The following is a 26289-nucleotide window of genomic DNA, read 5'->3' on the forward strand; positions in this document are numbered from 1 at the left end:
AAACGTCATCTATCCCGACGAGAAGTGCCTTGGAGTATGGCACGCGTGTGCAGTTCCGCAGAGGCTCTGCGCGGGGATTTTCTGCGAACTTGCGCGTGGATCAGAACTGCAGGATCAAGGTTTTCAGCGGCGGCTGGCCATCCTGTGAGGGGAAGTCGCTGGCTGGTGGCAGCAGCTGCCAATCGCGCACCGGGCGGCCGAGCTTTTCCGCGCAGCGCAGCACCTGTTCGCGCCAATCGGCCAGGGCGACTTTTGCCAGGTTGTTGCAGCAGATCAGCACACCATCATCGGCGGTGGCGAGGATCGCCGGCTTGAGCAGGCTCTGGTAATCGCGCAGCAGGTCGACAGTGCCGAACGCACTTTTGGCCCAGGCGGGCGGGTCGAGCAGTACCAGATCAAACTGACGCTGCTCAAGGCGCGGATAGTGCGGCAGTTTCTGCCCGCGCCGCGCATTGATCGGCAGCCCCGCCAGTTGGCGAATCGCTGGAAAGTAATCAGATTGCACAAACTGCATGGGTAATAGCTGCGGATTGAGCTGGCCATTCTCGCGCCCGACTGCCAGGTTGCCCTCGGCAAAATCCAGGTTGACGACTTCGCTGGCTCCGCCTGCTGCTGCACTCAAACCGACGCCACAGGTGTAGGCGAACAGGTTAAGCACCGATTTACCGGCGCTGTGCGCTTTGACCCAGCCGCGGGCATTACGCAGGTCGAGAAACAGCAGCGGGTCTTGCCCAGCATGGCGGCCACGTACGCGGTAGTTGAGGCCCCATTCATGGCCGATCAGGTCTTCCAGTGCAGCAGGCTCGGCCTGGTAGACAGCATCAGTGCGGTCGATCCGCGAGTTGCCCTGGGAGCGATCGTTGTAGACCAGTAGCAGTTGTGTGCCGAGGCTGGCCTGGCACTGCTCGGCCAGTTGTAGCAGTTCGTCGCGACTCAGGCTCTGGTGGAAGCTCTGTACCAGTAATTGCGGGCCGTAACGGTCGATGGTCAGGCCGCCGGCGCCTTCCTGGCTGCCATGGAACAGGCGATAGCAGTCGGTGCCTTGCTGATGCAGTGCAGTCAGCAGATCTTGACGGTTATGCAGTGCGGCGCGCAGCGCCTGATCGTGAGAGGGCATGCGCTGCGACTCGAAAAAGGAGGGCGCGCAGTTTATCAAGATTCACCTGCTGGGACGCAGGCTCGGCAAAAACAGCAAGGGCACCCTAAGGTGCCCTTTAATTTGCGAGTGTTATTTGATCAGACGATGCGGTTAACGCCAGTGCGGTCAGCGCCATCAGCAGCGATGCGGTTGCCACCAGTGCGGTCAGCGCCGTCAGCAGCTACGCGATTACCACCCGTGCGATCTGCACCGTCTTCGGCGATGCGGTTGATGCTGGTATGGTCAAAACCATCAGCAGCGATACGGTTGCTCAGGCTGCGTTCGGCGCCGTCTGCGGCGAAAACGTTGCTGGTCAGGCTGGCGGCAAGCAGGGAAGCGATCAGGTACTTGTTCATCTGGGTGTCCTCGCAAGAGTGGGGGTAAGTGGCTACGGGGCTCATGTTGCGCCGCAGCCCGACTCTTGAGAAACGCAGGCGGTCAATAGCAATCATCATTGCTGTCGATGGCAAATAAAAAAGCCGGCCCCCTGATTGATGGGCGCCGGCTTCTCTGTCGCAATCACTGAGCGGTGTTATCAGGCCCGTTCGATCGCCAGTGCCACGCCCTGGCCGCCGCCGATACACAGGGTGGCGAGGCCTTTCTTGGCGTCGCGTTTGATCATCTCGTGCAGCAGGGTCACCAGCACGCGGCAGCCGGAGCCGCCAATCGGGTGGCCGAGGGCAATGGCGCCGCCGTTGACGTTGACCTTGCTGGCATCCCAACCCAGTTCCTTGCCGACCGACAGGGCCTGGGCGGCGAAGGCTTCGTTGGCTTCGATCAGGTCCAGGTCGCTCAGCTGCCAGCCAGCCTTGGCCAAGCAACGCTGGGTGGCGCCGACCGGGCCGATGCCCATGATCGCCGGGTCGACGCCGGAGTTGGCGTAGCTGGCAATTTTTGCCAGCACCGGCAAACCGAGGGTCTTGGCCTTTTCTGCGCTCATCAGCATTACGACGGCCGCACCGTCATTCAGGCTGGAGGCGTTGCCGGCGGTGACACTGCCGTCTTTCTTGAACGCAGGCTTGAGTTTGCTCAAAGACTCGGCGGTGGTGCCGGCGCGCGGCTGCTCGTCAGTGGCGAAGGCCAGTGGCTCGCCCTTGCGCTGGGGAATCATGATCGGGGTGATTTCATCGACAAAGCGTCCGGCTTCGATGGCTGCCACGGCTTTTTGCTGTGAGGCGGCGGCGAAGGCGTCTTGCTCTTCACGACTGATGCCGTATTTGTCGACCAGGTTCTCGGCGGTGATGCCCATGTGGTAGTCGTTGAAGGCATCCCACAGGCCGTCAGTGATCATGGTGTCGACCAGCTTCGCGTGGCCCATCCGCAGGCCGGTGCGTGCGCCGGGCATGACGTAGGGGGCCAGGCTCATGTTTTCCATACCGCCGGCGATGATCACCTCGGCGTCGCCGCAGCGAATTGCCTGGGCACCCAGGTGCAGGGCTTTCAGGCCCGAGCCGCAGACCTTGTTCAGGGTCAGTGCGGGTACGGCGTGCGGCAGGCCGGCGAGGATCACCGCCTGACGTGCCGGGTTCTGCCCGCTGCCAGCGGTGAGTACCTGGCCAAGGATCACTTCGTCGACCTGCGCGCCGTCCAGGCCGGTCTGTTCCAGCAGGCGGCGGATTACCGCTGCGCCCAGTTCTGGTGCCGGGATATTGGCCAGCGAACCCTGGAAGCTGCCGATGGCGGTGCGGGTGGCGGCAACGATGACGACGTCTTGCATAACGCGATCCTCACAAGTGACAGGCGCGGCTGGCCGCGAAAGGTCGCTATGGTGGCACAGCGGCTTTGTTTACGGCCAGCATGCGAACCGGCCGGTCAGCGTGGCGGTAACTGCAAACGTTTGCGCGCGCGGTGGATGGCGCCGCCGCGTACTGCCCAGCGCAGCACGGGGGCCAGGCTATGCACGCCGCTGTAGATCACTCGGCTGCGCGCCGGGCTGATGTGCTGGCCGAGCATCTCTTGTGCCCAATCTGGCAGCAAGTCGATGCCAGCCTGCATCAGCAGCTTGGCCGCCGGGGCAGCGGAGGCGCTGGGTGCCGGGGCGTTGAGCAGGATGCGCAAGATTTCCAGCGAGCGTTCATCACAGAGCAGCTCGGGGCGCACAGCTGCCAGGTAGGCGGCGACCTCGGCGCGTGAGCGCGGCACCTGGGTGGCGCCCAGGCGTTCGGCGATCAGTGCAATTTCCGCGTAGTAGCGGTCCTGATCGGCTTCGCTCAGTTGTGGGTTGCGGTAACGCAGGTGGGCCTGGAGGAAACTGTGCACCTCGGCCACATGCACCCAGGTCAGCAGCGTCGGGTCACTGGCGGCATAGGCGCGGCCATCCGGGGCGGTGCCTGTGACCCTGAGGTGAATGGCCTTGACCTTGTCGATCAGCCAGTCGGCATCGGCACGCGAGCCGTAGGTGGTGCCAGATATAAACTGGCCGGTGCGACGCAGTCGGCCGAGCAGATCTTCGCGAAAATTCGAGTGATCCCACACGCCGGCCAATGCCAGTGGATGCAGAGCTTGCAGCAGCAGGGCGCTGATACCGCCGATCAGCATACTGGTGAAGTCACCATGCACCTGCCAGCTCACCGAGTCCGGGCCGAACAGGCCGGGGTCGCCCTGGGGCTTTTCGAAGTCGATCTGGCCAAGGGCGATACCGCTCAGGCTAAGGACTTGGCTTTCGATACGGCGGCGCAGAAATTCCATGGCGGCTCTGCAGGGCGGCCATGTTTTTGTGCATGGCAGCCCTGCGTCTGGGTCAGCGGTTTAGGCGCTGCTCGATCAATCCGTCGACCACCGTTGGGTCGGCCAGAGTCGAGGTGTCGCCCATGTTTTCCAGTTCGTTGCAGGCTATCTTGCGTAGGATGCGCCGCATGATCTTGCCCGAACGGGTCTTCGGCAGGCCGGGTGCCCACTGGATCAGTTCGGGTTTGGCGAAGCTGCCGATTTCCTTGCCAACCAGGGCCAGCAGTTGCTGCTTCAGCGCATCGTTGATTTCCACGCCGTTCATCGGTGTGACGAAGGCGTAGATGCCCTGGCCTTTGAGGTCATGCGGGTAACCGACCACGGCGGCTTCGGCGACGGCGTCGTGCAGCACCAGAGCGCTTTCCACTTCGGCAGTGCCGATGCGGTGGCCGGAGACGTTGATCACGTCATCCACCCGGCCGGTGATCCAGTAGTAGCCATCCTCGTCGCGGCGCGCGCCGTCGCCGCTGAAGTAGTAACCGGGGTAGGGCTTCAGATAGGTGTCGATCATCCGCTGATGGTCGCCGTAAACGCTGCGGATCTGGCTCGGCCAGCTGTCCTTGATTGCCAGCACGCCGCTGCCAGGGCCGTCGATCTCCTTGCCCTGTTCATCCAGCAGCACCGGCTGCACGCCAAAGAACGGCCGGGTCGCCGAACCCGGTTTGAGGTCGGTGGCCCCGGGCAGTGGGGTGATCAGAATGGCGCCGGTTTCGGTCTGCCACCAGGTGTCGACGATTGGGCAGCGGCGTTCGCCGACCACGTTGTAATACCACTCCCAGGCTTCCGGGTTGATCGGCTCGCCGACGCTGCCGAGCAGGCGCAGGCTGGTGCGTTCGGTGCATTCGACCGGGCCGCTGCCTTCACGCATCAGCGCACGCAGGGCGGTGGGCGCGGTATAGAAGATGTTCACCTGGTGTTTGTCGATCACCTGCCAGAAGCGCGAGGCGCTCGGGTAGTTGGGCACACCTTCGAAGATCAGACTGGTCGCGCCGTTGGCCAGCGGGCCGTAGACGATATAGCTGTGCCCGGTGACCCAGCCGACGTCGGCGGTGCACCAGTAGATATCGCCCTCGTGGTAGTCGAACACGTACTTGTGGGTCATCGCCGCCATCAGCAGATAGCCACCGGTGCTGTGCAGCACGCCCTTGGGTTTGCCGGTGCTGCCTGAGGTGTAGAGGATAAACAGCGGGTCCTCGGCGTCCATCGGCTCCGGCGGGCAATCGCCGTCGGCTTCGCGCAGGGCTTCGTGGTACCAGATATCGCGGCCTTCCACCCAGTCGATCTCACCCTGGGTGCGTTCGACCACCACCACTGTGGACACTGCTGGACAGCTCTGCAGCGCCTTGTCGACGTTGGCCTTGAGCGCCACGTACTTGCCACCGCGCACGCCTTCATCGGCGGTGATCACCGTGCGGCAATCGGCATCGAGAATGCGGTCCCGCAAGGCGTCCGGAGAGAAGCCGCCGAACACCACCGAATGCACCGCGCCAATGCGTGTGCAGGCGAGCATGGCGTAGGTGGCCTCGGGGATCATCGGCATGTAGATGCACACCCGGTCGCCTTTTTTCACCCCACGGCTTTTCAGCACGTTGGCCAGGCGGCTGACGTTGTGGTGCAGCTTCTTGTAGGTGATATGAGCCGATTCGCTGGGGTTGTCACCTTCCCATATCAGTGCGATCTGCTCGCCGCGCTGTTCCAGATGGCGGTCGATGCAGTTGTAGCTGACGTTCAGTTGTCCGCCCTTGAACCAGCTACCCGAGCCGCTGAGCAGGTCGCCCTGCTGCACGCTGTCCCAGGGCTTGCTCCAGTCGAGGAAGGCCTTGGCCTGCTCGGCCCAGAAGATTTCCGGTTGTTCGATCGATTGCTGGTAAAGACGCAGGTAGTCGTCGTTGTCCAAGTGTGCGCGTTGGCGCACGGCATCGGGCACGGGGTGGCGGGTGATTTCGAACATGGCGGGTCCTTGTTGTTGTGTTCCGCGATGTTCGTAGGGTGAACCAAGCGGGTGCTTGGTTCAAGTGCTGGCCTTGTGCTCAGTCGCCGTGGATCAGCCGCGATGCCGTTCGCGGAAGTGCTGGATCAGACCCTGGGTCGAGGCGTCGCTGGCAGGCTCGTCGAGCTGACCGGTGAGGCGCTGATAGACGCCCTGGCCGAGCTCCTTGCCCAGCTCGACGCCCCACTGATCAAAGGCATTGATACCCCAGATGGCGCTCTGCACGAAGACCTTGTGCTCATACAGCGCTACCAGCGCGCCGAGGTTGAACGGGTCGACGCGGTTGAGCGCAAGGATATTGCTCGGGCGGTTGCCGGGAATCATTTTGTGCGGGGCTAGGCGCTGTACTTCTGCCTCATCCAGGCCTTTGCCACGCAGCTCGGCCTCAGCCTCGGAACGGGTTTTGCCATGCATCAATGCCTGGCTCTGCGACAGGCAATTGGCAAACAGCCACTGGTGATGGTCGGCCAGTGGACTGAAACTGTTCACCGGCACGATAAAGTCCGCCGGTATCAGCTCGGTGCCCTGGTGCAGGAGCTGGTGGTAGGCATGTTGGCCGTTGCAGCCAACGCCGCCCCAGATCACTGGGCCGGTGCTGAAGTCCACGGGGCTGCCATCCTGGCGCACGCTCTTGCCATTGGATTCCATGTCCAGCTGCTGCAAGTGCTTGGTGAAGTTACGCAGGTAGTGGTCGTAGGGCAGGATCGCCTGGCTTTTCGCGCCCCAGAAGTTGCCGTACCAGATACCCAGCAGGGCCATCAGCACTGGCATGTTTTCCGCCAGCGGCGCCTGGGTGAAATGCTGGTCCATGGCGTAGGCGCCGGCCAGCAGCTCCTTGAAGTTGGAGATGCCAATCGCCAGCGCAATTGGCAAACCGATGGCCGACCACAGCGAATAACGCCCGCCGACCCAGTCCCACATCGGGAAGATGTTTTCCGCCTTGATACCGAATTCGATGGCGGCCTTCTGATTGCTGGTGACCGCAATAAAGTGTTTGTGCAGCTCGGCTTCCGGACCGCCCAGGGCCAGGTACCAGTCGCGCGCGGCGAGGGCGTTTTTCAGGGTTTCCAGGGTGCCGAAGGATTTCGACGAGACGATAAACAGGGTGGTCTGCGGGTTCAGCCGTGCGGTCAGTTCGCGGAATTCGCTGCCGTCGATATTGGCCAGGTAATGACAGCGCACGCCGCGCTGGGTAAAGGGCCGCAGTGCTTCGGACACCAACTGCGGGCCGAGGAACGAACCGCCAATGCCAATGTTCACCACTTCGGTGATCGGTTTGTCGCTGTAGCCGCGCCACAGACCGCTGTGTACGCGGCTGACCAGTTCGGTCATCTGATGCAGCACGCGATGCACTTGCGGAATCAGGTCGACACCGTCGAGTTTCAGGCTACGGCCAATTGGGCTGCGCAGGGCCGTGTGCAGGGCTGCACGCCCTTCAGAGGCATTGACCTGATCGCCGCTGAACAGCGATTGAATGGACTCCTGCAGCTGGGTCTGTTCTGCCAGTTGTACCAGCAGTGCCAGGGTCTTTTCGTCGATCAGGTTCTTTGAGTAATCCAGCAGCAGGCCGCAGCTGCTCAAGGAGAAGCGGTTAAAACGTTGCGGATCACTGGCAAAGGCCTCGCGCATGCTGAAGTCGTTCATCTGCTCGCGCTGCTCGCGCAGCGCCTGCCAGGCGGGCAGGCTGGTGACGTCATGCGGCTGCTGGAAATAGGCCATTGGTGCGTGTTCCTTGCTCTGGGTGCGACGATTTATGCAAAAAAGCCCGGTGTGATCCGGGCCTTGAGTGTAACTGGCGGGCGTGGGGCCAGCATCTACGCCGTGGATCAGCCTGGAGTATCGAGGTCGAAAGCCAGGTTGTCGATCAGCCGGGTGCTGCCAATAAAGGCGGCCACCAGAATCACCAACTGGCGATCATCGGCGCAGGCCGGGCGCAGGCTGTTGGCTTCGCGTACTTCCAGGTAGTCCGGGCGAAAACCGGCGGCGCTGTGCTGCTGCTGCGCTGCCGCAACCAGCGTGGCGTAGTCGCGCTCACCCGCGCGGATCGCCGCAGCCATACCCTGCAACGAACGGTACAGCACGGGCGCAGCTTCACGCTGTTCGGTAGTCAGGTAACCGTTGCGCGAGGACAGCGCCAGGCCATCTTCGGCGCGTACGGTCGGCTCGCCGATAATCTGGATCGGCATATTCAGGTCACGCACCAAGGTGCGGATCACCGCCAGTTGCTGGAAATCTTTCTGCCCAAAGATCGCCAGATCCGGCTGCACCATGTTGAACAGTTTGCTCACCACCGTGGCGACGCCTTCGAAGTGCCCTGGGCGGCTGGCACCACACAGTCCTTCGGACACACCGGGCACGCTGACGCGGGTCTGGCCATCCATGCCGTTGGGGTACATTTCCTCGACATCCGGAGTAAACAGCAGGTGGCAACCGGCTTCGACCAGTTTTTCCTGATCGGCGAGCAGGGTGCGCGGGTATTTGTCGAGGTCTTCGCTGGGGCCGAACTGCAACGGATTGACGAAGATGCTGGCGACCACGAAGTCGGCGCGCTGGGCGGCTTTTTCCACCAGTGCGGCGTGGCCGGCATGCAGGTTGCCCATAGTCGGGACAAAGGCGATCTGTTTGCCTTCGGCGCGCGCCTGGGCGACAGCGGCGCGCAACTCGCGCACGCTTTTAACTGTGTTCATGCAGAAAATCCGTGTTCGGCTGCTGGGAAGCTCTGGTCTTTGACCGCTTTGACATAAGCGCTGATGGCGTTCTGGATGCTGCTCTGGCCGGCCATGAAATTCTTCACGAACTTCGGTGTACGGCCGCTCAAAGACAGGCCGAGCATGTCGTGCAGTACCAGCACCTGGCCGTCGGTGGCCACGCCGGCACCAATGCCAATCACCGGGATTTTCACCGTCTGGCTGATTTCGGCGGCCAGTTCGCTGGGCACGCATTCGAGCAGCAGCATGGCGGCGCCGGCTTGTTCCAGGGCCATGGCGTCGGCACGCATTTGCCGTGCCTGGGCTTCCTGGCGGCCCTGCACTTTATAACCACCAAGGATATTCACTGCCTGTGGGGTGAGGCCGAGGTGGGCGCATACGGGTACGCCGCGCTCAGCCAGTTGGCGAATTGGCTCAGCCAGCCAGGCTGCACCTTCAAGCTTGACCATGTGGGCGCCGGCTTGCATCAGTGCCGCGCTGTTGTTCAGGGCCTGCTCAAGGGTGGCGTAGGCCATAAAAGGCAGGTCGGCGAGAATCAGCGCGCCCTGGTTGCCACGTTTGACGCTGGCGGTGTGGTAGGCCATTTCGGCGACAGTGACGGGCAGCGTGCTGTCATGGCCTTGCAAGACCATGCCGAGGGAATCGCCCACCAGCAGCACATCGACACCGGCCTGGCAGGCCGTTTGGGCGAACGTGGCGTCATAGCAGGTCAGCATGGCGATTTTCTCGCCGCTCTGCTTGAGGCTTTGCAGGGTGGTCAGGGTTACATCAGGCATGAAAACTGTCCTCACTCAGGCGTTCAGTCAGCAGTTGTGCTGCTTCAAGTTGGCCTGCATTGGCCTCGAATTGCACCGGTGCGGGGCAACGGGACGCCTATAGTCCTGATGGGGGGGCTCGAAGTCAATTGCAGGTGTTACCGGCTTGTTACTGGCGTTACCGCCAATGTGCCTGCTGGCTGCCGAGGTTATCGCTGTGCCGATAGGATGACCCGTCAGTCGAGATTGCCCTGCTTTCAGTTCAGCTCTGCTTTGTTAAGGCGTTCCAGCCCGACAAAGGGGCAGGCGTCCAGCAGTTCGGTCAGCGTGCGGCCATCTGGCAGCTGCAGGTTGGGGGCGATCTCAGCCAGCGGGTAGAGGACAAAGGCGCGGGCATGCATGTGGTAGTGCGGCACGGTCAGGCGTGGTTCATTCAGCTGGTGTTCACCGAACAGCAGGATATCCAGATCGAGGGTGCGGGGGCCCCAGCGTTCGGCCTTGCGCGTGCGACCCTGCTCCAGTTCGATGCGTTGCAGCTCATTGAGTAAGGCGAGAGGGCTGAGCTCGGTATCCAGCGCGGCCACGGCATTGACGTAGCGCGGTTGATCCGCCGGGCCCAGCGGGTCGCTGGCATAGAAGGACGATTGCGCAACCAGGTGCGTTTGCGGCAGCGCGGCCAGGGCGGCCAGGGCGCTGCGCAGCTGTTCGAGCGGGGTGGCCAGGTTACTACCCAGGCCGATATACACGCGTTCCATTATTCGCCAGCAGGGTTGCTTGGGCTTTCGCCCGCCGGACCACGTTTGCGCTTGCTGTTGCTGCGTTTGCGCTTGCGCGGCGCGCCAGGTGCGTCGTCCTTGTTGCTGAGGTCGCGGATCATATTGCGCCGCTCGCTGTCACTGACGTCCTGATAACGGGTCCACCAGTCGCCGAGGCCGCCGGTTTCTTCACCGGCGCTTTCACGCAGCAGAAGGAAGTCGTAACCGGCGCGGAAGCGTGGGTTTTCCAGCAGCATATCGGCGCGTTTGCCGCTACGACGTGGCAGACGTTCCTGCATATCCCAGATTTCGCGGATAGGCATGGTGAAGCGCTTGGGCACGGCGATGCGCTGGCATTGTTCGCTGATCAGCTCGTGAGCGGCTTCCTGCATGGCCGGGATCGGCGGCATGCCGCGATCCTGCAGCTTGATCACGCGGGCCGGCAGGGCTGGCCAAAGCAGTGCTGCAAGGAGGAAGGCTGGGGTGACGGTCTTGCCCTGATGGATGCGCAGGTCGGTGTTGTCCAGGGCGTTGCGGATCAGCTGGTCGGTGTAATCCGGGTTGAGTTTCAGCGCCTCGGCGCTGGCTGGGAACAGTTGGCCGAACAGGCCGTAGTCGACCAGCAGCTCGTAGGTGTACACCGCGTAGCCGGCGAGAAACAGCTTGAGTACTTCGTCGAACAGGCGTGCGGCGGGGATGCCGCCGAGCAGCGGGGCCAGTTTGTAGATCGGCGCGGCGCTGTGTTTTTCGATGTCGAAATCCAGCTTGGCGGCAAAACGCACGGCACGCAGCATGCGCACCGGGTCTTCCTGGTAGCGCTGGGTCGGGTCGCCGATCAGGCGGATTAGGTGGTTGCGGATATCGTGCACGCCATTGGCGTAATCGAGAATGCGTTCGGTGACTGGGTCGTAGTACAGCGCATTGATGGTGAAGTCGCGGCGCTGGGCATCGTCTTCGAGGGTGCCGTAAACGTTGTCGCGCAAAATACGCCCGCTTTCGTTGCGCGAGGACAGGTTGCTGTTCTCTTCTTCATCACCTTCGGGGTGATTGGCGCGGAAAGTTGCTGTTTCGATTATTTCCCGACCGAAGTGCACGTGAACCAGCTTGAAGCGCCGGCCAATTACTCTGGCGTTACGGAACTCGGCGCGCACCTGTTCCGGAGTGGCGCTGGTGGCCACGTCGAAATCCTTGGGGTCGATATCCAGCAGCAGGTCGCGCACGCAACCACCGACCAGATACGCCTGGTAGCCGGCCTGTTGCAGGCGTTCGACCACGCTGATGGCGTAGCGGCTGATTTCACCGCGCTCGATAGGGTGCTGGCTGCGGCTCAGCACTTCGGGCGTGCTATGCGAGTGTTTGCCACGGCGGATGGGGGTGCGAAAGGATTTGAACAGCTTTTTCAGCATGGGAGGCACTGTTTGACTAAATGACTGGCCAGAGTATATGCCGGCCGCAGGAATGGCGCGGATTCTAGCATTGAGTCGGGGTTTGATGCAGGAAACGGCGGGAGGCTGCTGCAGGCGGGGAGTTTGAAGCTACTGGGGGAGCCGAAGCTCCCCCCCAAATTGGTGCGTGCTCTTTTTTTATTATTATGGCGGGCTTGTTGTTTTTGTTGATTTACCCGTTCCATCCAGTCAAGGACTTTTGGAAAACTTCCCAAGCTGGGAATCAAGAGCAAACGGATTTCTTTGGATGCTGATGCTGCCATGATCACACAGTGACCCAACCAGTTCCGGCGCTGCCTTAGGGCAGTTTTATTATTCTCAGCCTGGTTTTGGGGCGAACCCCAAAGGCAATTCCTTTCCAAAAGAATCAGTTAGCTGCGCCTCCGCGTTGTTGTTTTTATTGTGCTGGAGTCGGTACGTCTTATTTTTATATAGGTTTGGAGCGTGCTTGTTATTGTTGTTGTGCCAGTAATAAAGCAGAACCCGTGCCAGTTTTTACAATTCCTTTAAAAACAAGGGCTTGAGCTGTAGTTAGGGTGCTTGGGTGGCATAAAAAAGCCGGGCTCTCGTTACCATAAGACCCGGCTTTTGTTACTAAGTGTTGAATGGGTAACAGGCTGTGGAACCTCTTGCGCACACATCTGTCACCCATGCGCAGGGCTCTAGCCTGCGGTTGCCCCCGAAGATTTGCGCCGTGGGATACCCAGGCGCTGGCGGCGTTCCCACAAACATTTGCGGCTGATGCCGAGTTTGCGCGCCAGTTCGGTCTCGGTCATATGGTCCTGGTGTTCCAGTACGAAGTGCTGAAAGTAGTCTTCCAGGGACAGGTCTTCGGTCGGTTCGCTCGGTTCATGCCCCAGGCCGCCGCTTTGCGCGGGCAGGCCGGTGAAGTCGTCCTCCAGGTCATCCAGCTCGATGTCGATGCCTAGCAGCTCGGCTGAGATGCTGCTGCCTTCGCAGAGAATCACCGCGCGCTCGATGGCGTTTTCCAGTTCGCGCACGTTACCCGGCCAGGGGTAATGGCGGATGGCCTGTTCAGCATCGCTGGCAAAACTCAGGTCGAGACGGCCCTGGCGAGTGCTTTGACGGATCAGGAAGGCGCGGGCGATTTCGATTACGTCCGCCCCGCGCTCACGCAGCGGCGGCAGTTTCAGCGCAATCACGTGCAGACGGTAATACAGGTCTTCGCGGAACTGGCCGATCTTCGACAGGGTTTTCAGGTCACGGTGCGTCGCGGCGATCAGGCGCACATCGACCTTCTGTGATTGCACCGAGCCAACCCGGCGAATCTCGCCTTCCTGCAAAACGCGTAGCAGGCGCGCCTGAGCTTCCAGCGGTAGTTCACCGATTTCATCAAGGAACAGGGTGCCGCCATCGGCGGCTTCCACCAGGCCGGCGCGGCCGGCGCTGGCACCGGTAAAGGCACCTTTTTCATGGCCGAACAGTTCGGACTCGATCAGCGATTCCGGAATGGCCGCGCAGTTCACCGAAATCAGCGGGGCCTTGGCGCGGCGCGAGAGGTTGTGCAGGGCGCGGGCGACCAGCTCTTTACCGGTGCCGGACTCGCCTTGAATCAGCACGTTGGAGTCAGTTGGCGCGACCTTGCGGATCTTGCTGTACATCTCCTGCATGGCGGTGCAGGAGCCGATGATGCCGATTTCGCCATTGCTGTTGTCCACCACCTTGTCGGTGCTGGTTTTTGCCGAGTTGGCGGCCGGCGCTGGTGCACTCTTGGCCTGCTGGTGATCGCGCAGGATACGCGCCACGGCCTGGAGCATTTCGTCGTGGTCGAAGGGTTTGGCGATGTAATCCACCGCGCCCATCTTCATCGAGTCGACTGCCGAGCGCAGGCTGGCGTAACTGGTCATGATCAGCACCGGGGTGCCTTGGCCGAGCTTGATCAGTTCGGTGCCGGGCGCGCCGGGCAGGCGCAGGTCGCTGACAATCAGGTCGAAGCTGGGGATGCTGAAGCGCTCTTGCGCTTCCTGCACCGAGCCCGCTTCGCTGACTTCGTATTGGTTACGTTCCAGCAGACGACGCAAGGCAGAGCGGATAATGGTTTCGTCTTCGACGATCAAAATATGAGGCATCAATTCGGTCTCTCGACGGTCTCGGGGCATGCCGCTGGACTAAAGGGCCTGGCAGGCATGCTCGCTGGTAGCTGGTTTAAGTCGCTATGGACGTCGCCTCGACATGCCTCGGCAGGCTGACCCTGATACGGGTGCCGCGTTGAAGCTCGGGGTCGGCCGGGCTGTCGATTGTTATCTGTCCATAATGCTCTTCCACGATCGAATAGACCAGTGCAAGGCCCAGTCCCGTACCTTTGCCCGGGTCCTTGGTGGTGAAGAAGGGTTCGAACAAACGATCGATGATCGCCTTGGGAATACCGCTGCCTTCGTCCTCAACGATCAGGTCGACGGTGTGCTCGAAACGTTCGCTCTTGACCCGGATCGCGCTGCCCGGCGGTGAGGCATCGCGGGCGTTGGAGAGCAGGTTGATCAGCACCTGAGCCAGGCGTTGTGGGTCACCGACCACCCAGTGATCGGAGTCGCAGAGATTGAAGAACTGCACTTCGACGCTGCGCCGGTTGAGTGCCAGCAGGGCGATGGCGTCCTGGGCGACCTGCGCCAGGCACACTGGTTCCTCACTGTTCTGGTGGCTGCCGGAATGGGCAAAGCTCATCAGCGACTGGACGATGCGCGACACGCGTTTGGTCTGCTCGATGATCTGTTCGCTGATCTCGGTTAGCTCGCTGTCACCTTCGCGTTCTTCGCGCAGGTTTTGCGCCAGGCAGGCAATGCCGGTGATCGGGTTGCCGATTTCGTGAGCCACCCCGGCAGCCAGGCGACCAATGGAGGCCAGGCGCTCGGAGTGCACCAGCTTGTCTTCGAGCATCTGGGTTTCCGTGAGGTCTTCAACCAGCAGCACCAGGCCGCTGTTACCCGGCGCCAGGGGCTCGTCGATGGCCGCCTTGTGCAGGTTGAGCCAGCGGGTCTGTCCATCGAGGGCCAGGCGCTGTTTGTGTAAGTGCTCGTCGGGCAGTTCGATAAACCGTTCCAGCAAGCCGCGCCAGGGTTCACCCAGAGTATTCAGGCGCGAGCCAACGACGCGCTGGGCGGGGATTTCCGTGAGCTCTTCCATGGCCTTGTTCCACATCAGGATCTCCTGATCCTTGGCCAGCGAGCAGACACCCATGGGCAATTCCTGCAGGGTCTGGCGATGGTAACGGCGCAGGGTGTCGAGTTCGGCGGCCAGGCCGGTGAGGCGCGAGTGGTAGTCCTCCAGGCGGTTCTCGATAAAGTGAATGTCCTCGGTGACATAGGTTTCGCTGCCGGCTTTATAAGGCAGGAAGGTCTCGACGATGTCCTGGGCCACGCTGGGGCCCATTAGCCCGGAGAGGTTGGCTTCGATGCGGTCACGTAGGCGGCGCAGGGCATAGGGGCGGCCTTCGTCGAACGGTAAATGCAGGTCGCGCAGTGCTTGCTCGACTTCGTGCTGCGCGGTCTTGGCGCCCAGGGGTTTGGCCAGCTGCGCGGCAAACTCCTGCGGCGAGGCGGCCAGCAGTTCGCGGCGTTGCGGACGGCGCACGTTATCCACGGCGCAGGCTTCGGCGGCGCTCTTTTCTTCCGGACTGGCTTCGGTAAATACCGACACCAGGGTGAACACCAGCACGTTGGCGGCCAGCGAGCCGATTGCGGCCAGGTGCCAGCTGCTGTCATCCAGTACATAGATGACGTTGAACCAGGGCAGGTAGAGACCCTGCAGATTGCCGAGCATCGGCAACAGCATGCTGACTATCCACACGCCGATCCCCGCCAGCAGACCGGCAATAAAGCCTTTGCGGTTGGCGGTCGGCCAGTACAGTACCGACAGCACGCCGGGGAGGAACTGCAGGGTGGCGACGAAGGCGACGATGCCCAGGTTGGCCAGGTCCTGTTCGGCGCCGAGTAATAGATAGAAGCCATAGCCAGCCATGATGATCAGCAGGATCAGCGCGCGCCGCGTCCACTTCAGCCAGCGGTAGATATTGCCTTCCGAGGGCGGCTGATACAGCGGCAGCACCACATGGTTGAGCACCATGCCAGACAGCGCCAGGGTGGTGACGATGATCAACCCGCTGGAAGCCGACAGGCCGCCGACATAGGCAATCAATGCCAGGGTCTGGCTATTCACCGCGATGCCGACGCCAAGGGTGAAGTATTCCGGGTTGGTGGTGGCACCCAGCTTGAGCCCTGCCCAGAGGATCAGCGGCACCGCCAGACTCATCAGCAGCAGGAACAGCGGCAGACCCCAGCTGGCGCTGACCATGGCGCGCGGGTTGAGGTTCTCGGTAAAGGTCATGTGGTACATGTGCGGCATGACGATGGCCGAGGCGAAAAACACCAGCAACAGGGTGCGCCAGGGGCCTTCCTGCAGCGGCGTGTGCAGGCTGGTCAGCGAGGACTGGTTCTGCACCAGCCAGGATTGCAGGTCCTGCGGGCCGTCGAATACGCCATACAGCGCATACAGACCGATCACGCTGATCGCCACCAGCTTGACCACTGACTCGAAGGCGATGGCGAAGACCAGGCCTTCATGTTTCTCGCGGGTGGCGATATGCCGGGCGCCGAACAGGATGGTGAACAGAATGATCAATCCGCAATAGGCCAGCGCTACGCGTTCCTGCACCGGCTCGCGGGTGAGGATGCCGATGGAGTCGGCCACCGCCTGAATCTGCAGGGCCAGCAGCGGCAGTACGCCGACCAGCATAAAGACTGTGGTCAGTGCGCCGGCCCAGGTGCTGCGAAAGCGGAAGGCAAACAGGTCGGCCAGTGATGAAAGCTGGTAGGTGCGGGTGATGCGCAAAATCGGATAGAGCAACACCGGCGCCAGCAGAAACGCCCCAGACACCCCCAGATAACTGGCGAGAAAACCGTAGCCGTATTGATAGGCCAGCCCCACGGTGCCGTAGAAGGCCCAGGCGCTGGCGTAGACGCCTAGTGACAGGGTGTAGGTCAGTGGATGGCGAATTATCCAGCGCGGAATCAGGCCGTGCTCACTGATCCAGGCCACGCCGAACAGAATAAGAAGGTAGGCGGCGCTGATCAGAATCAGCTGGCTCAGGCTAAAGCTCGTCAGCATTACGTTGGCTCTGTAGCGAATAAGGGTAAGGAGCGGTCACGCAGGTCGCGCCGCAGCAGGTCAGAGCTCATCGGCATCACGCTGACTCTGCAGGATGAAGGTCACGACTATCAGGATCAGCCACAGCAGGTAGGGGCGGTACCAGGCCCCATTGGGGTCGATCCACCAGTCCATGATGGCCGGGGAGAACAGGTAGATCCCCACCACCAGGATCAGCACCAATCGATAGATATACATGCCGCATCTCTTCGCTTAATTGCCGGCGATGGTAACGGATGCGTGACGCTCTGGGCTATTGGTCGGGAGGCGTGGGCTGAGTGCGTGCGGGGGTTGGCTTTTTCTTATTAATTGGTACTATCGTTCCACTTAATAAGAACAACGCTGGAGATTGCCATGCGCCTTGCCCCGCTTTCCGTGCTTGCCCTGTCCGTGCTGCTTGCCGCCTGCAGCGAAGAACCGGCCCCAGTGGCCGATCTGGATTTCCAGAAAGACCTGCAGACCCAGCTGATCAAAGCCAAGCCCGGTAGCGTGATCGAGATTCCTGCCGGCACCTATCAGCTTGATCGCAGCCTGAGCCTGAAAGTCAGTGGCGTGACCATCAAGGGCGCGGGCATGGATAAGACCATCTTGAGCTTCAAGGGGCAGAAGTCCGGCGCCGAAGGCCTGCTGGTGGATGCTTCTGATTTCACCATCGAAGACATCGCCTTCGAAGACACCCTGGGTGATTCGCTGAAAGTGGTAGGCGGTAAGAACATCATCATCCGCCGCGTGCGCACCGAGTGGACTAATGGCCCTGCCACTGAGAACGGCGCCTACGGCATCTATCCGGTGCAGACCGAGAACACCCTGATTGATGGCGCGGTGGCCATCGGCGCCTCCGATGCTGGCATCTATGTCGGCCAGTCGCGCAACGTGGTGGTACGCAACAGCCGCGCCGAGCGCAACGTCGCCGGCATCGAGATCGAAAACACCATCGACGCCGACGTGTATGACAACGTCGCCACTGGTAACACCGGCGGCATTCTGGTGTTCAACATGCCCAACCTGCCGCAGGCCGGGCGGGTGACGCGGGTATTCCGCAACAAGATCGAAGGCAACAACCACAAGAACTTCGGCCATAAAGGCACACCGGTGGCCAGTGTGCCGGCAGGTTCTGGTGTGGTGATCAACTCCAACGATGATGTCGAGGTGTTCGACAACGATATCGGCGATCACAAGACCGCCAACGTGATCATCAGCAGCTACTTCAGTACCGGCTATACCGACCTGTCCACGGCGGAGAGTTTTGACCCCTATCCGGAAGGCATCCATATCCATGGCAACCGCTTCGGCCCTGGTGGCGACAGCCCGGATCACCTTGAACTGAAGGCGCTGAAGGTCAGCCAGTTCGGCTTGAACGGCCGCCTGCCGGATATTCTCTGGGACGGCTACGTCAACCTCGACATTCTGGTGGACGGCAAACTGCCGGCGGATCGGGCGATCTGCATCAATAACGGCGAGGCGGGGATGATCAACGTCGACGGGCCGAACAGCTACAAAAACATCAGCACTGACATGACCGACTACCGTTGCAGCCTGCCGCCATTGCCTGCCGTCAAACTGGCTTCGGCTGACGCCGACCAGGGGGCCTGATGCGTCGTCTGTTATTGGGGGCGCTGTTGCTCCTCGCTGGCTGCGAGCAGCAGCCGGCGCCGCTGTACTTGCCGCAAGGTGACAACTACCCGCAAACCCTCAGCGAGTGGGGCATGCTGCAACGCGCCGATGGTTTTATCGCGCCCGTTGCTGAGGCCTTGCCCTACGACCTGAACACCCCGTTGTTCACCGACTACGCGCACAAACTGCGCAGCGTGTGGATGCCGGCGGGTACAGCGGCGAGTTATGGCGACGCGCACTTCGATTACCCGGTGGGCACGGTGCTGAGCAAGACCTTCTACTACCCCAAGGATGCTCAGGGCCGCCTGCTGCTGAACGAGCGGGATGATCGCGATCCGCAGCGCGGTCTGGAGCTGGCGCGGGTGCAGTTGATCGAGACACGCATCCTGCTGAAACAGCAGGACGGCTGGGTAGCGTTGCCCTATGTGTGGGATGAACAGCAACAAGAGGCGCATCTGGAATGGGCGGGTGACAGCCGCGAGTTGAGCTTGCTGAATGCCGAGGGCAAGACTCAGGCAGTGGCCTATCAGGTGCCGGATGCCAACCAGTGTGCTGGTTGCCATGAAGAAACCGCAGGGCAGGGCGTCAATCCGCTGGGGCCGAAGGCGCGGCACCTGAACAAGGATTTTGCCTACGCCGACGGCACGCACAATCAGTTGCAGCACTGGCAGCAGCAGGGCCGTTTGCAGGCTGTGCCGGCCGAGTTGCAGGGCGTGCCGCAGAACGCCTTATGGCCGACGCCGCGCGCTGGCGAAAGTCTGGAGCAGCAGGCGCGCAGTTACCTGGACGCCAACTGCAGCCACTGTCACAACCCCAAAGGGCCGGGGCGTACTTCGGGGCTGTTGCTCGACCCGGCCACGGCCATCGGCATCAGTTATGGCTTGTGCAAGCAGCCGGTGGCGGCGGGCAAAGGCTCGGGTGATCGGCTGGTGGATATTCACCCGGGCCAGCCGGATAAGTCGGTACTGCTGTTTCGCGTGGAAAGTGTCGACCCGAGCATCATGATGCCGGAGCTGGGACGCTCCACCGTGCATACCGAGGGCGTGGACGTACTGCAGCGATGGATTGCCAGCCTGCAAGGAGACTGTTGAAGGGCGCGACCTGTTTTCGTGCGCCGCAGCAAGTGTGGGGCATGGCTGGCCCTGTTGTGGTGCGTGCCTGTAGCGGATGAATGCGCCAGGCCGCGCCAGCTCTGGCTTGGGCCACTGGCATAAGTCTTGCGCTGCCTGGTTATCGCCCAGGCTCGCAGGAGGCCCGCTGTGTCGATTCATATCGCCTTGCACCATGTCAGCCACTACCGCTACGACCGCGCGGTCAATCTTGGCCCGCAGGTCGTGCGCCTGCGTCCTGCACCGCACAGCCGTACCCGGGTGCTGTCCTACGCGTTGAAGGTCGAGCCGGGCGAGCACTTTATCAACTGGCAGCAGGACCCCCAGGGCAACTACCTGGCGCGCCTGGTGTTTCCGGAAAAGACCCGGGAGTTGAAAATCGAGGTCGATCTGGTCGCCGAAATGGCGGTGTTTAACCCCTTCGATTTCTTCCTCGAACCCTACGCCGAAAAAATCCCCTTCTCTTATACCGAGGGCGAACAGCTGGAGCTGGCGCCTTATCTGGTCAAGCTGCCGGCCGGCAAGCTGTTTGCCAAGTACCTGGCCAGCATCGAGCGCACGCCTCTGCCGAGCGTGGATTTTCTGGTGGCGCTGAATCAGCGCCTTTCCACCGATATCAGCTACCTGATCCGCCTGGAACCCGGCGTGCAGACGCCGGAAGAAAGTCTGGAGAAAGGCTCCGGCTCCTGCCGCGATTCGGCCTGGCTGCTGGTGCAGCTGTTCCGCCACCTGGGCCTGGCCGCGCGCTTTGTTTCCGGCTACCTGATCCAGCTGAAAGCCGATGTGAAATCCCTCGACGGTCCATCCGGCACCGAGGTGGATTTCACCGACCTGCATGCCTGGTGCGAGGTCTATTTGCCTGGCGCCGGCTGGATTGGCCTGGACCCGACCAGCGGCCTGTTTGCTGGGGAGGGCCATATCCCGCTGGCCTGCAGCCCTGAGCCGTCTTCGGCCGCGCCGATCAGCGGTGGCGTGGATGAAAGTGAATGCGAGTTCAGCCATGAAATGTGGGTCGAACGTATCTGGGAAGCACCGCGGGTGAGCAAGCCTTACAGCGAGGCGCAGTGGCAGGCGATTGTCGACCTCGGGCAAAAGATCGATGAGGACCTGCAGGAGCAGGACGTGCGCCTGACCATGGGCGGCGAGCCGACCTTTGTCGCCCTCGATTACCCGGATGATCCGGAGTGGAACACCGCCGCCCTCGGGCCGAACAAACGCCGCCTGGCCACCGATTTGTTCCATCGCCTGCGCGAGCACTACGCAGCGCAAGCACTGGTGCATTTCGGTCAGGGCAAGTGGTACCCCGGCGAGCAGCTGCCGCGCTGGTCGTTGAATGCCTACTGGCGGCGCGATGGCGAGCCGATCTGGCACAACCCGGCGCTGTATGCCGATGAGCAAAAAGACTACGGCGTCGATGCGGCCAAGGCCGCCGACTTTCTTACCCTGCTCGCCGAGCGCCTGGGCGTGGACGCTAAATACTGCGTGCCGGCCTATGAGGACCGCTTCTACTACCTGTGGCGCGAGCGCAAGCTGCCGATCAACGTCAGCGCCGAAGACCCACGCCTGGCTGACCCGCTGGAGCGCGAGCGCCTGCGCAAGGTGTTCGAGCAGGGGCTGGACAAAGTGATCGGGCATATCCTGCCGTTGGCCCGGCAGGCCAAGCAGCTGGGCTGGCAGAGTGGCAGCTGGTTTTTGCGTGATGAGCACTGCCGGCTGATCCCCGGCGATTCGGCGATGGGCTACCGCCTGCCGCTGGATTCGCAACCCTGGGTCAGTGAGGCCGACTACCCCTACATTACCCCGGAAGACCCGAGCCAGTGCTTCGCTCCGTTGCCGGCAGCGGCGCAGATCAAGCCGCAGTCGCGCGGTGTCTGGTCGGGCAGTCAGACCAGTACGAACAAACGTCCGCTGCTCGGTCAGTCGGCTGCCGGTGTGGTGCGCACCGCGCTGTGCGCCGAGCCGCGTGACGGCAAGCTCTATCTGTTTATGCCTCCGCTGGTGCGCCTGGAAGATTACCTGGAGTTGGTGGCCGCCATCGAAGCCACTGCTGCCGAGATGAAGTGCCCGGTGCTGCTGGAAGGTTATGAACCGCCACTGGACCCGCGCCTGCAGTTCTTCCGTGTAACTCCGGACCCCGGCGTAATCGAGGTGAATATCCACCCGGCCGCCAGTTGGGATGAGCTGGTCGAACGCACCGAGTTTCTCTACGAGCAGGCGCGCGAGTGCCGCCTGTCCAGCGAGAAATTTATGATCGATGGCCGTCACACCGGCACCGGTGGCGGTAATCACTTTGTTCTCGGCGGCGCGACGCCAGTGGACTCACCGTTTCTGCGGCGGCCGGATCTGCTGCGCAGCCTGATCAGCTACTGGCACAACCATCCGTCGCTGTCCTACCTGTTCAGCGGCCTGTTTATCGGCCCGACGTCCCAGGCGCCGCGTATCGATGAAGCGCGTAACGATGCGCTGTATGAGCTGGAAATCGCCTTCGCGCAGATGCCCGAAGTGGGCCGCGACTGCCAGCCCTGGTTGGTCGACCGCCTGCTGCGCAACCTGCTGGTGGACGTGACCGGTAACACCCACCGCTCCGAGTTCTGTATCGACAAGCTGTACTCGCCGGACTCGGCCTCTGGGCGCCTTGGTCTGCTGGAGCTGCGCGCCTTCGAGATGCCGCCCCATGCGCAGATGAGCCTGGCCCAGCAGCTATTGATTCGCGCGCTGATCGCGCGTTTCTGGCGTGAACCCTACAAGCCGGCGCGACTGGTGCGCTGGGGCACCGAGCTGCATGACCGCTACCTGCTGCCGCACTTTATCGAGCAGGATTTTGCCGACGTGCTGCAGGAGCTCGACGGCTGTGGCTATCGCCTGCACAGCGAGTGGTTTGCCCCGCACTTCGAGTTCCGCTTTCCCAAATCCGGGGATTTCAACGTCAAGGGCATCGAGCTGGAACTGCGTCAGGCCCTGGAACCCTGGCATGTGCTGGGCGAGGAGGGCGGTGGTGGCGGCACGGTGCGTTATGTGGATTCCTCGCTGGAGCGTATGCAGGTCAAACTCAGCGGCCTGCCGAGTGACCGCTATGTGTTGACCTGCAACGGCGTGCCGGTGCCGTTGCGGCCCACCGGCAAGGTCGGCGAGTTTGTCGGCGGCGTACGTTTCCGCGCCTGGCAGCCGGCCAACTGCCTGCACCCGACCATCGAAGTACACGCGCCGCTGGTCTTCGACCTGGTGGACAGCTGGATGAACCGCTCTCTGGGTGGCTGCCAGTACCATGTCGCCCACCCCGGCGGACGTAATTACGACAGCCTGCCGGTGAATGCCTACGAGGCGGAGAGCCGGCGCATGGCGCGCTTCTTCCGTTTGGGCCACAGCCCCGGCAAACGCCCTACATTGCCGCCAATCAACAATAATGAACTGCCCATGACCCTGGATTTGCGCCTGGTTTAGCCGCGCATACGAAATGCCTTTTATCGAGCCTGCCATGCCCGACCTGCTTGCCGACTACCCCCTGACGCCAGGGGCTTACCACGAACTGTTTGACACAGACGGTCAGGTGCGTCCGCACTGGCGCCTGTTGCTGGAGCGTCTGCAGCGCAGCAGCCCGGCGCAGCTGGCGCAGCGTCAGGCCTTGCTGGCCCGACAGATTCAGGAAAATGGGGTGACCTACAACGTCTACGCCGACCCCGATGGCGCCGACCGGCCGTGGGAGCTGGACCTGCTGCCTAATCTGATTCCGGCCGAAGAATGGCAGCAGATCGCCGCCGGCGTGGCCCAGCGGGCCGGTTTGCTAAATGCCGTGTTGGCCGACCTGTATGGCCCACAGCAACTGCTGGCCGACGGGCTGTTGCCGGCTGAGCTGGTGTTTGGCCACAACAACTACCTGTGGCCCTGCCAGGGTGTGCAGTCGCCTGGCGGCACCTACCTGCACCTGTATGCGGTGGATCTGGCCCGTGCGCCGGATGGCCGCTGGTGGGTCACCGCCGACCGCACCCAGGCGCCGTCTGGTGCGGGTTATGCCCTGGAAAATCGGCAGATCGTCTCCCGCGCTTTTCCCGAGCTGTACCGCGACCTGCGCGTGCAATACCTGGCCGGTTTCTTCCGCACTCTGCAGGACACCCTGGCGCGCCAGGCCCCGGCCGGCAGTGAAACACCGCTGGTGGTGCTGCTCACCCCGGGGCGTTTTAACGAGAGCTATTTTGAGCACCTGTACCTGGCGCGTCAGCTCGGCTATCCGCTGGTGGAAGGCAGCGATCTGACCGTGCGCGACGCCAAGGTCTACCTGAAGACCCTGGCTGGCCTGCGCCGTGTGCATGCAGTGCTGCGCCGTCTGGATGATGACTTTTGCGACCCGCTGGAATTGCGCACCGACTCGGCCCTCGGTGTGCCAGGCCTGCTGGAAGCGGTGCGCCAGGGCCATGTGCTGGTGGCCAATGCCCTCGGCAGCGGTGTGCTGGAGTCCCCAGGTTTGCCGGGCTTTCTGCCGGCCATTGCGGAAAAGCTATTGGGCGAAGAACTGCTGCTGCCGAGTGTCGCCAGTTGGTGGTGCGGCGAACCGCCGGTGCTGGACAAGGCCCTGGAACAGCTCGACGAGTTGCTGGTGCGCGCCAGCTTTCCCTCGCAGAGTTTTGCCCCGGTGTTTGGCCGTGATCTGGATGAAGCGCAGCGCGCCGAGTTGGCTGAGCGACTCAAGGCGCGGCCTTATGCCTATGTTGCCCAGGCGCTGGCGCAGCTGTCGCAGGCACCGGTCTGGCAGCCTGAAGAAGGCCAACTGGCGCCGCGCGCCATCGGCATGCGGGTATTCGCTGTGGCGAGTGCCGAGGGTTACCGGGTCATGCCCGGTGGCCTGACTCGGGTCGCCGCCGAAGCCGATGCCGAAGTGGTGTCGATGCAGCGCGGCGGCGCCAGCAAGGACACCTGGGTGCTCGGCGAACGGCATGCCGGCGGCGAACCCTGGCAATGGCTGCGCCCGCTGGGCGTGGCCGACCTGGTGCGCAGCGACCCCTATCTGCCTTCGCGGGTGGTGGAAAACCTCTACTGGTTTGGCCGCTACAGCGAACGCTGTGAAGACGGTGCGCGGCTGCTACGCATCATGCTGGCGCGCTATGTCGATGACGACGATGACCCGCAGGCGCTGCAAACCGCCCTGAGTCTGGCCGAGAGCCTGGGCCTGCTACCGGATGCTGAAAGCGGCGAACTGCAACAGCGCCTGCTTGAAGCGCTGCTGGGTGAGGACTGGCCGGGCAGCCTGCGTGGCAATCTGCAGCGCCTGCAGTGGGTGGCCGGCAGCGTGCGCGGCAAGCTGTCCCAGGCCAACTGGCAGGCCCTGCTCGAATTGCAGCGCGAGGCCCAGGGGTTGAGCAGCGAGCAGGCCGACTTCGGCGAACTGCTGGATTTTCTCGACCGCCTGCTGCTGTCATTGGCGGCGCTGTCGGGCTTTGCCCTGGACGATATGACCCGCGATGACGGTTGGCGCTTTCTGATGCTCGGGCGTTGTATCGAACGCCTGCAGTTTCTCTGCGACAGCCTGGCCAACTTCCTCACCAGCAGCGCGGCGCAGGATCAGTCGGCGCTGGAATGGCTGCTGGAGCTGGGCAACAGCAGCATCACCTACCGCACCCGTTACCTGGCTTCCGCGCAGCTGATTCCGGTACTCGACCTGTTGCTGCTGGATGAGCAGAACCCGCATGCCGTGCTGTTTCAGGTGCGCACCCTGCTGCGCTCGCTGGCGCGCCTGGGCGAGCGTTTCGAGCTGCCCAGCGAGCGTCGGCTGAAACACCTGGAAGGGCAGTTGGCGCGCTTTAGTCTGGCCAGCCTGGAGAATCCGCTGTTTGGCGCGGCGAGCGTGCAGGAGGTGCTGGATGGTTTGTCTGGGCTGTTGGAAAGCATCAGCCAGGCCAGTGCGGACATCTCCGACCGTTTAGGCTTGCGCTTTTTTGTGCATGTCGACGCCAGCCAGCGGACGCAATCCTCATGAGCAGCGCCTTCTACCAGATTCTTCACGACACCCATTACCGTTACGCCAGCCCGGTGTCGCTGGCCCAGCAGCTGGCCCACCTGTGGCCACGGGCTTGCCCCTGGCAACGCAACCATGCACAGCAACTGCTGGTCAGCCCGCAGCCGTGCCAGCGCCAGGATGCTCTGGATGTATTTGGTAACCCGCTGACCCGCCTGGTGTTCGAGCGCCCGCATGACGAACTCAAAGTCAGTGCGCGGCTGCAGGTCGAAGTGCTGGCGCGCCCAGCGTTGGATCTGCAGGCGTCAGCGCCCTGGGAAGACGCCTGCACGGCGTTGCGCTACAGCGGTCAGGCGTTGCTGCCTGGAGTGCTGGAGGCGACGCGTTTTCGTTTCGAGTCGCCCTATGTGCACCTCAAGCAGGTGTTTGCCGATTACGCGGCGGATTGCTTCAGCCCCAGTCGTCCGCTGCTGGCCGCCGTGGACGGGCTGATGCAGAAGATCTTTGCCGAATTCAGCTTTGATGCCGCCGCCACTCAGGTGGCGACGCCGCTGCTGCAGGTGTTGGAGGAACGCCGCGGCGTGTGCCAGGACTTTGCCCACCTGATGCTTGCCTGCCTGCGCTCCATGGGCCTTTCGGCGCGCTATGTCAGCGGCTACCTGCTGACCCAGCCACCGCCCGGCCAGCCCCGGCTGATCGGCGCCGATGCCTCGCATGCCTGGGTGTCGGTGTTCTGCCCGCAGCAGGGCTGGGTGGATTTCGACCCGACCAACAATATCCGACCGTCGCTGGAACATATCACCCTGGCCTGGGGCCGCGATTTTGCCGATGTCTCACCGCTGCGTGGGGTGATTCTCGGCGGCGGCAGCCATGACCCCGAGGTGCAGGTGACGGTGCTGCCGATCCCCGCGATCTAGCGCTTATGTAACGGCGTGCTAGCG

At 62.4% G+C, this 26289-nt stretch carries 18 protein-coding genes; 5 read left to right on the forward strand and 13 right to left on the reverse strand.

What is annotated here, in order from left to right; genetic code table 11:
- Nucleotides 1–100: 100 nt before the first annotated feature.
- The 13 genes from RHP75_RS05225 to RHP75_RS05285 form a co-directional block, all read right to left on the reverse strand.
- Nucleotides 101–1117 carry a class I SAM-dependent methyltransferase gene (locus RHP75_RS05225; RefSeq protein WP_311090756.1) on the reverse strand — a complete coding sequence of 339 codons (1017 nt, stop codon included), beginning with the start codon at nucleotides 1115–1117 and terminating at the stop codon, nucleotides 101–103.
- A 119-nt stretch (nucleotides 1118–1236) separates the two neighbouring features.
- On the reverse strand, nucleotides 1237–1494 hold the full coding sequence (locus tag RHP75_RS05230; protein WP_409079707.1) for a hypothetical protein: 258 nt from the start codon (nucleotides 1492–1494) through the stop codon (nucleotides 1237–1239).
- 179 nt (nucleotides 1495–1673) lie between these two features.
- Complete coding sequence (locus RHP75_RS05235; protein ID WP_311090757.1) at nucleotides 1674–2855, reverse strand: acetyl-CoA C-acetyltransferase; 1182 nt, start codon at nucleotides 2853–2855, stop codon at nucleotides 1674–1676.
- A gap of 95 nt (nucleotides 2856–2950) precedes the next feature.
- A complete protein-coding gene (locus RHP75_RS05240) occupies nucleotides 2951–3826 on the reverse strand; it encodes an oxygenase MpaB family protein (RefSeq protein ID WP_311090758.1) in 876 nt (291 codons plus the stop codon).
- Between the two features lie 52 nt (nucleotides 3827–3878).
- Nucleotides 3879–5816 (reverse strand): acetate--CoA ligase, encoded by a 1938-nt coding sequence (gene acs / locus RHP75_RS05245; protein ID WP_311090759.1) that lies wholly within the window; start codon nucleotides 5814–5816, stop codon nucleotides 3879–3881.
- Nucleotides 5817–5909: 93 nt separating this feature from the next.
- Nucleotides 5910–7574 carry a glucose-6-phosphate isomerase gene (gene pgi / locus RHP75_RS05250; RefSeq protein WP_311090760.1) on the reverse strand — a complete coding sequence of 555 codons (1665 nt, stop codon included), beginning with the start codon at nucleotides 7572–7574 and terminating at the stop codon, nucleotides 5910–5912.
- A gap of 107 nt (nucleotides 7575–7681) precedes the next feature.
- Nucleotides 7682–8542 carry a pantoate--beta-alanine ligase gene (gene panC, locus RHP75_RS05255; RefSeq protein ID WP_311090761.1) on the reverse strand — a complete coding sequence of 287 codons (861 nt, stop codon included), beginning with the start codon at nucleotides 8540–8542 and terminating at the stop codon, nucleotides 7682–7684.
- Nucleotides 8539–9339 (reverse strand): 3-methyl-2-oxobutanoate hydroxymethyltransferase, encoded by an 801-nt coding sequence (gene panB, locus RHP75_RS05260; RefSeq protein ID WP_311090762.1) that lies wholly within the window; start codon nucleotides 9337–9339, stop codon nucleotides 8539–8541. Before panB ends, panC begins: the two co-directional genes overlap by 4 nt.
- 236 nt (nucleotides 9340–9575) lie before the next feature.
- The gene (gene folK, locus RHP75_RS05265; protein ID WP_311090763.1) at nucleotides 9576–10073 is read right to left on the reverse strand and encodes a 2-amino-4-hydroxy-6-hydroxymethyldihydropteridine diphosphokinase; all 498 of its coding nucleotides are present in this window, start codon (nucleotides 10071–10073) and stop codon (nucleotides 9576–9578) included.
- The gene (locus RHP75_RS05270) at nucleotides 10073–11479 is read right to left on the reverse strand and encodes a polynucleotide adenylyltransferase PcnB (RefSeq protein ID WP_311090764.1); all 1407 of its coding nucleotides are present in this window, start codon (nucleotides 11477–11479) and stop codon (nucleotides 10073–10075) included. Before RHP75_RS05270 ends, folK begins: the two co-directional genes overlap by 1 nt.
- A 701-nt stretch (nucleotides 11480–12180) precedes the next feature.
- Complete coding sequence (locus RHP75_RS05275) at nucleotides 12181–13608, reverse strand: sigma-54 dependent transcriptional regulator (protein WP_311090765.1); 1428 nt, start codon at nucleotides 13606–13608, stop codon at nucleotides 12181–12183.
- Between the two features lie 76 nt (nucleotides 13609–13684).
- A complete protein-coding gene (locus tag RHP75_RS05280) occupies nucleotides 13685–16639 on the reverse strand; it encodes an ATP-binding protein (RefSeq protein ID WP_311090767.1) in 2955 nt (984 codons plus the stop codon).
- A gap of 60 nt (nucleotides 16640–16699) precedes the next feature.
- A complete protein-coding gene (locus RHP75_RS05285) occupies nucleotides 16700–16876 on the reverse strand; it encodes a hypothetical protein (RefSeq protein ID WP_003244646.1) in 177 nt (58 codons plus the stop codon).
- Nucleotides 16877–17032: 156 nt separating this feature from the next.
- Between RHP75_RS05285 and RHP75_RS05290 the strand changes: the two genes are divergently transcribed.
- The 5 genes from RHP75_RS05290 (at nucleotide 17033) to RHP75_RS05310 (ending at nucleotide 26265) form a co-directional block, all read left to right on the forward strand.
- Nucleotides 17033–18271: a parallel beta-helix domain-containing protein gene (locus RHP75_RS05290; protein ID WP_311090795.1), complete on the forward strand. Its 1239-nt coding sequence runs from the start codon at nucleotides 17033–17035 to the stop codon at nucleotides 18269–18271.
- Complete coding sequence (locus tag RHP75_RS05295; protein WP_311090796.1) at nucleotides 18271–19383, forward strand: SO2930 family diheme c-type cytochrome; 1113 nt, start codon at nucleotides 18271–18273, stop codon at nucleotides 19381–19383. The genes RHP75_RS05290 and RHP75_RS05295 overlap by 1 nt, the downstream gene beginning before the upstream one ends.
- Nucleotides 19384–19551: 168 nt before the next feature.
- Complete coding sequence (locus RHP75_RS05300; RefSeq protein ID WP_311090797.1) at nucleotides 19552–22842, forward strand: transglutaminase family protein; 3291 nt, start codon at nucleotides 19552–19554, stop codon at nucleotides 22840–22842.
- Between the two features lie 34 nt (nucleotides 22843–22876).
- On the forward strand, nucleotides 22877–25369 hold the full coding sequence (locus RHP75_RS05305; RefSeq protein ID WP_311090798.1) for a circularly permuted type 2 ATP-grasp protein: 2493 nt from the start codon (nucleotides 22877–22879) through the stop codon (nucleotides 25367–25369).
- Nucleotides 25366–26265, forward strand: a complete 900-nt coding sequence (locus RHP75_RS05310) for a transglutaminase family protein (protein ID WP_311090799.1) — start codon at nucleotides 25366–25368, stop codon at nucleotides 26263–26265. The genes RHP75_RS05305 and RHP75_RS05310 overlap by 4 nt, the downstream gene beginning before the upstream one ends.
- The last annotated feature ends 24 nt before the right edge of the window (nucleotides 26266–26289 follow it).

The sequence above is a fragment of the Pseudomonas sp. SG20056 genome (genome assembly GCF_031764535.1).
GTDB lineage: Bacteria > Pseudomonadota > Gammaproteobacteria > Pseudomonadales > Pseudomonadaceae > Aquipseudomonas.

Excerpts from the sequence above, each read along its gene's own strand:
- RHP75_RS05225 (WP_311090756.1), bottom strand. The coding sequence starts at position 1,117 with ATGCCCTCTCACGATCAGGCGCTGCGCGCCGCACTGCATAACCGTCAA.
- RHP75_RS05230 (WP_409079707.1), bottom strand. The coding sequence starts at position 1,494 with ATGAACAAGTACCTGATCGCTTCCCTGCTTGCCGCCAGCCTGACCAGC.
- RHP75_RS05235 (WP_311090757.1), bottom strand. The coding sequence starts at position 2,855 with ATGCAAGACGTCGTCATCGTTGCCGCCACCCGCACCGCCATCGGCAGC.
- RHP75_RS05240 (WP_311090758.1), bottom strand. The coding sequence starts at position 3,826 with ATGGAATTTCTGCGCCGCCGTATCGAAAGCCAAGTCCTTAGCCTGAGC.
- acs (WP_311090759.1), bottom strand. The coding sequence starts at position 5,816 with ATGTTCGAAATCACCCGCCACCCCGTGCCCGATGCCGTGCGCCAACGC.
- pgi (WP_311090760.1), bottom strand. The coding sequence starts at position 7,574 with ATGGCCTATTTCCAGCAGCCGCATGACGTCACCAGCCTGCCCGCCTGG.
- panC (WP_311090761.1), bottom strand. The coding sequence starts at position 8,542 with ATGAACACAGTTAAAAGCGTGCGCGAGTTGCGCGCCGCTGTCGCCCAG.
- panB (WP_311090762.1), bottom strand. The coding sequence starts at position 9,339 with ATGCCTGATGTAACCCTGACCACCCTGCAAAGCCTCAAGCAGAGCGGC.
- folK (WP_311090763.1), bottom strand. The coding sequence starts at position 10,073 with ATGGAACGCGTGTATATCGGCCTGGGTAGTAACCTGGCCACCCCGCTC.
- RHP75_RS05270 (WP_311090764.1), bottom strand. The coding sequence starts at position 11,479 with ATGCTGAAAAAGCTGTTCAAATCCTTTCGCACCCCCATCCGCCGTGGC.
- RHP75_RS05275 (WP_311090765.1), bottom strand. The coding sequence starts at position 13,608 with ATGCCTCATATTTTGATCGTCGAAGACGAAACCATTATCCGCTCTGCC.
- RHP75_RS05280 (WP_311090767.1), bottom strand. The coding sequence starts at position 16,639 with ATGCTGACGAGCTTTAGCCTGAGCCAGCTGATTCTGATCAGCGCCGCC.
- RHP75_RS05285 (WP_003244646.1), bottom strand. The coding sequence starts at position 16,876 with ATGTATATCTATCGATTGGTGCTGATCCTGGTGGTGGGGATCTACCTG.
- RHP75_RS05290 (WP_311090795.1), top strand. The coding sequence starts at position 17,033 with ATGCGCCTTGCCCCGCTTTCCGTGCTTGCCCTGTCCGTGCTGCTTGCC.
- RHP75_RS05295 (WP_311090796.1), top strand. The coding sequence starts at position 18,271 with ATGCGTCGTCTGTTATTGGGGGCGCTGTTGCTCCTCGCTGGCTGCGAG.
- RHP75_RS05305 (WP_311090798.1), top strand. The coding sequence starts at position 22,877 with ATGCCCGACCTGCTTGCCGACTACCCCCTGACGCCAGGGGCTTACCAC.
- RHP75_RS05310 (WP_311090799.1), top strand. The coding sequence starts at position 25,366 with ATGAGCAGCGCCTTCTACCAGATTCTTCACGACACCCATTACCGTTAC.